Source organism: Streptomyces sp. NPDC050121, from assembly GCF_044460385.1.
In the GTDB taxonomy this organism is placed as follows: Bacteria; Actinomycetota; Actinomycetes; order Streptomycetales; family Streptomycetaceae; genus Streptomyces; species Streptomyces soliscabiei.
Genome location: NZ_JBITJV010000090.1, coordinates 1 through 6440, shown reverse-complemented (window position 1 = coordinate 6440; position 6440 = coordinate 1). Strand labels below are relative to the sequence as shown.

At 68.4% G+C, this 6440-nt stretch carries 4 protein-coding genes and 1 pseudogene; 2 read left to right on the top strand and 3 right to left on the bottom strand.

Annotated elements, in window-relative coordinates; translation table 11 throughout:
• Positions 1–377: 377 nt before the first annotated feature.
• Positions 378–2138, bottom strand: coding sequence for a S8 family peptidase (locus ACIBTS_RS48965; protein WP_399328432.1), 1761 nt, complete (start codon positions 2136–2138; stop codon positions 378–380).
• A gap of 572 nt (positions 2139–2710) precedes the next feature.
• Between ACIBTS_RS48965 and ACIBTS_RS48960 the strand changes: the two are divergent.
• A pseudogene (locus ACIBTS_RS48960) lies at positions 2711–3126 on the top strand (transposase); the annotation flags it as partial.
• Positions 3127–3151: 25 nt separating this feature from the next.
• Here ACIBTS_RS48960 and ACIBTS_RS48955 read toward each other — a convergent pair.
• Positions 3152–3997 (bottom strand): helix-turn-helix domain-containing protein, encoded by an 846-nt coding sequence (locus tag ACIBTS_RS48955; RefSeq protein WP_399328430.1) that lies wholly within the window; start codon positions 3995–3997, stop codon positions 3152–3154.
• 35 nt (positions 3998–4032) lie between these two features.
• Here ACIBTS_RS48955 and ACIBTS_RS48950 point away from each other — a divergent pair, with 35 nt between their 5' ends.
• Positions 4033–4473 (top strand): nuclear transport factor 2 family protein, encoded by a 441-nt coding sequence (locus tag ACIBTS_RS48950; RefSeq protein ID WP_399328428.1) that lies wholly within the window; start codon positions 4033–4035, stop codon positions 4471–4473.
• 106 nt (positions 4474–4579) lie between these two features.
• Here ACIBTS_RS48950 and ACIBTS_RS48945 read toward each other — a convergent pair whose 3' ends face one another.
• Positions 4580–6205: an IS4 family transposase gene (locus ACIBTS_RS48945; RefSeq protein ID WP_399328434.1), complete on the bottom strand. Its 1626-nt coding sequence runs from the start codon at positions 6203–6205 to the stop codon at positions 4580–4582.
• Between the last annotated feature and the right edge of the window lie 235 nt (positions 6206–6440).

Here is a 6440-nt window from a genome sequence, read left to right as displayed (position 1 = left end):
CCTCCCCCCCCACCCCCCCCCCCCCGCCCCCCCCCCCCGGCCCCCCCCCCCCCCCCCGGGGGCGGGGGGCGGGGGGGGCGCGCCCCCCCCCCCCCCCCCCCCCCCCCCCCCCCCCCCCCCGACACAGCCCTGCAGTTCGTCAGGGAGGCGCACGGTGAGATGGACACCGGCTCCAGGCCGTCCGCGGCCTTCCTGGACGCCTCCGGCATGGTGGCCCCAACCGCGGCGTACACCGCCGCCGGGGCCCATATGCCCTCTGCCCGCCCAGCAGTTCGCAGCCCTGGCCGAACAGACCGCAGCCCGCCTTGTCCGCGGCCGCGGGCGGGGAGCTGTCGCGGCGCTGTGCGTGCTGTACGCGGGCGTTGCCCGGCCCTGCGCTAGAAGGTCAGGTTCCAGGCGTCGATCTTGCCTGTGTCGGAGGCGGCGTTGTCGTTGACGCGCAGCTTCCAGGTGCCGTTCGCGACCTCCGAGGAGGCGTTCACGGTGTAGGTCTGGGCGATGTTGTCGGCGCTGCCACCGGCGTGGTTGTGCAGCGTGTAGACGGTGCCGTCCGGCGCCACCAGGTCGACTTTCAGGTCACCGATGTAGGTGTGCTTGATGTCCACACCCACCTTGAGGGTGGCCGGGGCGTTGCCGGTCACACCGGTTACGGCGATCGGGCTCTCCACGGTCGCGTTGTCGTTGATGGCGAAGTCCGCGAGGTTCTCGAAGTACTTGCCGGTCGGCGGGGTGGTCCCGACGGCCTTGAGGGCGTCGACCTGTCCTTCGCCGAAGAACGAGTTGTTGGCCGTCGTGCCCGTGCAGCGGCTGTCCGAGGGGCAGGCGATGTCGTTGGCCTGCTCGGCCAGCTTGGCGCGGAGCTGCGCCGGGGTGATGCCCGGGTTGGCGCTGGCGATGAGGGCCGCCACGCCAGCCACGTGCGGGGTGGCCATCGAGGTGCCGCTCTTGCTGCCGTAGCCGCCGCCGGGGACGGTGGAGTACACGTTGCTGCCCGGCGCTGCGACGTCGATGACGCCCTGACCGTAGTTGGAGAACGAGGCCTTGGTGACGCCAGTGCCGTTGGCCGCGACCGTGACCACGCCCGGCAGCTCGGTCGGGATGTCGAGGCAGGCGTTGGTGATGGTGCGGGTGACCGGCGTCGAGTCGTTCGGGCTCGCGGAGTCGGTCGTCTTGTGGGCGAGGTCGTAGTTCTCGTTGCCCGCGGCGGCGATCTGGAGGGAGCCCTTGCTCTCGGCGTACTCCTGGGCGCGCTTGACGCCCTCGATGATGGCGGCCTGGTCGATGTTGTCCGGGCAGTTGAACTGCCACGGGTCCGTGTAATAGCTGTTATTGGTGACCTTGAAGCCGTGGTCACCGGCCCAGACGAAGCCGCAGATGGTGTTCTCGGCGAAGAAGAAGGAGTTGCCCGGCTCGGCGACCCGGACCGCGGCGATCTTCACCCCGGGTGCCACGCCGACGACGCCCTTGCCGTTCTTGGCCGCGGCGATGGTGCCCGCTACGTGGGTGCCGTGTGTGTCGACGTCCCGCCACGCGCCGGCACGGGTGTCGGGCTTGCCGTAGGCGCAGGAGACCGAGTCGGCCGCGTCGAAGTTGGGCGCCAGGTCCTGGTGCTGGTCGTCCACACCGGTGTCCAGGATGCCGACCGTGACGGAGGCGGAGCCTGGGTTCACGGCCCAGGCCTGGTCGGCCTTGATCTGGCTCATGTCGGCCCGGACCGGTTCTCCGGCCGGGGTCGAGGCCTGGGCCGGATTGGCCGGGAGTGCCGGGTTGTAGGCGTCGGCCGGGACGTCCGAGGTACGCGTGGCGCCGACGTGCTGCACGCCGGCGACTTCGCGCATGGTGGCGGCGAATCCGCTGGACGCCGAGTGGGCGACGATCACGCCGATGGCGTCGAAGTTCGAGAAGACGGTGCCGCCGTTGGCCGTGATCGCCGAGCGGACCGCCGAACTGTCACCAGGGGCGGTAATCACGAGGTAGGCACGAGTCCCGGCCACCCAGGTCGCACTCTGGGATGCCGGCACGGCGGCAGGAGCGTGGGCCTTGGCGGCCGGCGCGGTGGAGGGGACGACGGGGAGCGTGCCCGCGAGGGCTCCCGGGGCGCCGAACGCGAGGGCGGCACCGAGCGTGGCCGCCAGCACCAGCGTGCGTCTAGAGCGGCTGGATATGTGGGGTATCAATGCGTCCTCCGGAGACGGCCCGGCCGTGCTGAGGGCACCGGCCGGGCCGTACGAAACGAGTGGTGGATGCAAGATGTCAGGTGCATGCCCCTGTACGGAAGTACCTTTCCGTGCAGGGACGTTATAGAGGTATGGCTGAAAATAGCCGTACTCCGGGCATCGAGGGTCGGGATCCACCGAGAGCTCGGCGACGTCGACCGCGCCCTGGCGTACGCCGCCGGCCTGGTGCCGGCCGTGCTGCCCGAACCAGAGCGCCGGACCCGCGCGGCGACCGACACCGCCCGCGCCCTGGTGGCCGTCGGCGACGTACTACCGTCTCGTGCCGGTCGAAGCGCCGAGCAAATGGCCGGCTTCCCGGACTTGGGGTACAGCGTTTCGGGAGCCATCTCGCCGTACCCTCTGAGCTGCTGAAACGGACTTTCGTTCAAGCCCTCGTAGCGGCTGGCTGATCATCTCGCTGCCACGGCGTCACCCCCCGTGGCAGGGTCGGCGGTGATCGATCCGGCAGACGGAGGGGGCTTCCGTGGAAGCACTGGCAGGCGTTTCTCCGCCGCTTCGACCTGGAGCACACCTTCCGCTTCGCGAAACAGACCCTCGGCTGGACCACCCCGAAACTCCGTACTCCCGAGGCCGCGGACCGCTGGACCTGGATCCTGATCGTCGCCCACACCCAGCTCCGGCTCGCGCGGCCCCTCGCCGAAGACCTCCGCCGGCCCTGGGAGAAACCCACACGCTCCGACCGGCTCACCCGGCCCGGGGCCGACGGGGGTTCAGGAACATCCGCGCCCACCTCGCCTGCCCGACCCGTGTTCCCAAACCCAGAGGCGCAGGCCCCGGACGGACACCCGGCGCCAAGAACAAACACCGGGCACCCCGCTACGACGTCGGCAAGACCGTCAAACGCCCCGAGACCCTCAAGGCCATCGGCAAGCCAGGCCGATCTTGGTAGATAAAGAACAAGTTTAGAAGCTGTGTCAGAACCGGTGATCTGTGACGTTCCGTGACGGGTGGGCTGTAGTGCGGTGCTGCCGCATGCTAGGCAAGGGCTTGATCCCGTCGGGCTCCTCGAAGTACGCGGCGCTCTCCGTGTCCGCGGGGTAGTACGACTCGATCGCGACCTCGTCCAGTGTGATGTCCATGGGGGTACCGAACGTGGTGATGGTCGAGAACAGCCGCACCTCTCGTCCGTGGAGACGAAGGATCATCGGGATCACAACATCGGATTCGACAGATCGGCTCGACGCGTTCTCGGAGTTGGGCTCCAGCAGTTCCTCATAGAGCGCAGTGAGTTCGGCGTCGGGAGCAATGGCGAGCTGACGCGTGATTCGGGAGCGGAACACCGCACGCACGTCGGCCAGGTTGACGACCAGAGGAGCGAACCCGCGCGGGTCCAGTCCCAGCCGCACCAAGTTGATCGGCGGCCGTAGCAGGTCGGGGTCGACGTCCGCGAAGAACGGCTCGACCGCGCGATTGGTCATCACGATGTTCCACCGGCGATCGAAGGCCAACGCCGGGTACGGCTCATGCGCGCGGAGCACCCTCTCGACCGCGTCCCGGGCCGCCGACAGCGCGTCGTCATCGAGTGGCCGCTCGGCGTACCGGGGTGCGAAGCCGGCCGCGAGCAACAGCCGGTTGCGATCACGCAATGGCACATCGAGCTGGTCCGCGAGCCGGAGGACCATGTCGGCGCTCGGGTTGGACTTACCCGTCTCGACCAGGCTGACGTGACGAGCCGAGACGTCGGCTGCGATCGCAAGATCGAGTTGGCTGAGTCGTCGGCGATGCCGCCACTGCCGCAATAGCTCCCCGGTGGTATGCATGGTCATCGACAGTACTCATCGTAGAGCCGTACGCCATGAAATCCGACTTCATCGACAACCGTTACGACCACGGAAACACTGCGTCCATGACTACAGACAACAAGAGCATCGTTGGGCAGGCACTGGCGGAACTGATCGAGACGGGCAGCGTCGACGCGCTCGAACCGTTGCTGAGCGATGACTTCGTCCATCACAGGCCGGACTCGACCTCCTCGACCAAGTCGGAATGGCTCGCCGCCGTACACGCGGCGCTCCCGCCGCTCGCCGATATGCGGGTCGATGTCCACCACCTGCTGGCCGAGGGTGATCACGTCGTGATGCACTCGCGGCGACAGCTCCCCGATGCCGGGCCGGAGATCGCGGTCGTCGATATCTGGCGGATCGACGATGGGCTGATCGCCGAGGGCTGGGAGATCATCGAGCCGGTGGCTCAGGCGGCCGCCAATCTGGTGTGGTGGGAGCCCGCTGAGCGCTGACCGGTCGTATCGCCTGCGTCGTCGAACGACCAGCAGGTGAGGGTGCGCTCGGGAGACTGCCGCGAGTGGGCTTCACCCAAGGCCGGGTAGTTAGCGTTTTCGCAGGTCACGCAAGTGGGGCTGGGGACCATAGTGTTGCGGCGTAGAGGCCGGGGCCAAGCTTGTGGATGAGGCCGCTGGCGGCCCACCGGTTCAGTTGTCTGTACATGGTTTCCAGGGTGACGTCGCCGAAGTGAGCGGCGATTTCACGGGGCTGCCAGAGACGCGTGGGGTCTTCCTGGAGCAGGGCCAGGATGCGGTGTCGGCGCCGCGCGGCTGGGGCGGCGTGCCGGTCGTCCCGGGAGGCCGTGGGCAGCGTGGGTGACTGGTCCACGGGTTCGAGGACGGTGACGTCGAGGCGGGTAACAGAGCGGCTGGTATCGGGCCGGCCGTCGGCGTGGCGCTCGCTGTAGCGAGACATTGGTGACTTGACCTTGCGGGTGCTGACCCGTTGCCGCCGGGGCGGAAGCAGGCCGGTCAGGATCCGGCGGCCGATCATCCCGAGAGGAGTGTCCGGCTTCGCGCCCGCGGTGACAATGCCGGCGGCCCGGATCACCTGGTCGCGGGCGGTTTGGAGGGCGATGCTGAAACAGCAGCGGTCCGGGTCGGTGCCGGGGAGGGACTCGGCGGCGTCGACCATCACGGTGCGTAGGGCCTGGTAGAGCGTGAGCAGGGACCACATCTCCTGCTCGATGCCTGCCGGGTCGCCCGAGCGCAGGTTGCGCCCGCTCATGATCGTGTGGCGGAGTGCGTAGTACGCCGATTCGTGTTCCCACCGCTGGTGATAGAGACCCACCAGCGCGGTGGCCGGGTAACGGCGGGCGTCGGTCAAGGTGGTGACCAGTCGGTAGGACCCGGTGAAGGACGTGCCGTCCGCGCAGGTCACAGCGATCTGTGCGTCGATGACCCGCACTTTCACGGTGCCGATCACCGACAGGTAGGAGCCGTCGACGAGGCGGGTGAGGACCGGCATGCGCCGGTTGCTGCGGAGCCGTCCCAGGACCTGGGCGCCGGTGTCGGTGACCGCCGCGAGGAAGGCGTTGCTGTCGAATCCCTTGTCCCACAGCACCAGCATGTCCGGCCGCAGCAGATGCAGCAGCCGGCGAGCGTAGCTCGTCTCGCCCTCGGCGGTGGGACCGAACACGGCGCCGACCAGGGCCCGGGTGCCGGTCTCGATCAGCGTCATCAACTCAAGCGTCGGATAGCCATGATGCGAAGTCCTCCCCAGCCAGGCACGGTTCCGCTCGGAATCGGGAACCCTCAGCGAACTGCAGCCGTCGAACGACACCATCCGGTACGCACCGAAACGCACCCCTGGCGTCGTCGGCCGGGCCAGCAATCCGGCCCGCACCTCGAACAACGCCCGCACCGGCGCGCTGCCGATCCGCCGGCGCAGGTCACGCAATGCCTTCGCCGACGGACAGACCACGGGCATCCCGGACAGACCCGTGGTCAGCTTGTCCCAGACGAGGCGATAGCCGACCTCGGGGAACAGGCACATCGCCAGGAGGAAGTAGACACCGACCCGCGATGGCAGATCACGCAGCCGCCGCTGTACCGTCCTCGTCTCCGCAAGGACCGCGTCCACGAGCTCGAACGGCACGACCGCCGTCAGCTCTCCCAGATGTCCCGGCGCGAACCGGCCCCCGGCCACCGTGACCGTACGGGTGATGGTCGTCAGTGCGGGCGGCACGACACAATGCGAAGGCAACGGAGCTCCTCGGATACAAGCTGTCTTGGTCGACTGCCTGTACCAACGAGCTCCGTTGTCCTGCGTCAGAAATCCTTCAACTGGCTTGCGTGACCTGCGAAAACGCTAACTACCCGGCCTTGGGGCTTCACCTCGAACAGTGGACACTTCTGAGAAGCGGATCTTGGGGTCCGTGGAGAGGATGTCCTCATGGGTACTGCGAGGTACTCGGGGGAGT

Coding starts and splice junctions, on each gene's coding strand:
- ACIBTS_RS48950 (WP_399328428.1), top strand. CDS start 4,033: ATGAAATCCGACTTCATCGACAACCGTTACGACCACGGAAACACTGCG.
- ACIBTS_RS48955 (WP_399328430.1), bottom strand. CDS start 3,997: ATGCATACCACCGGGGAGCTATTGCGGCAGTGGCGGCATCGCCGACGA.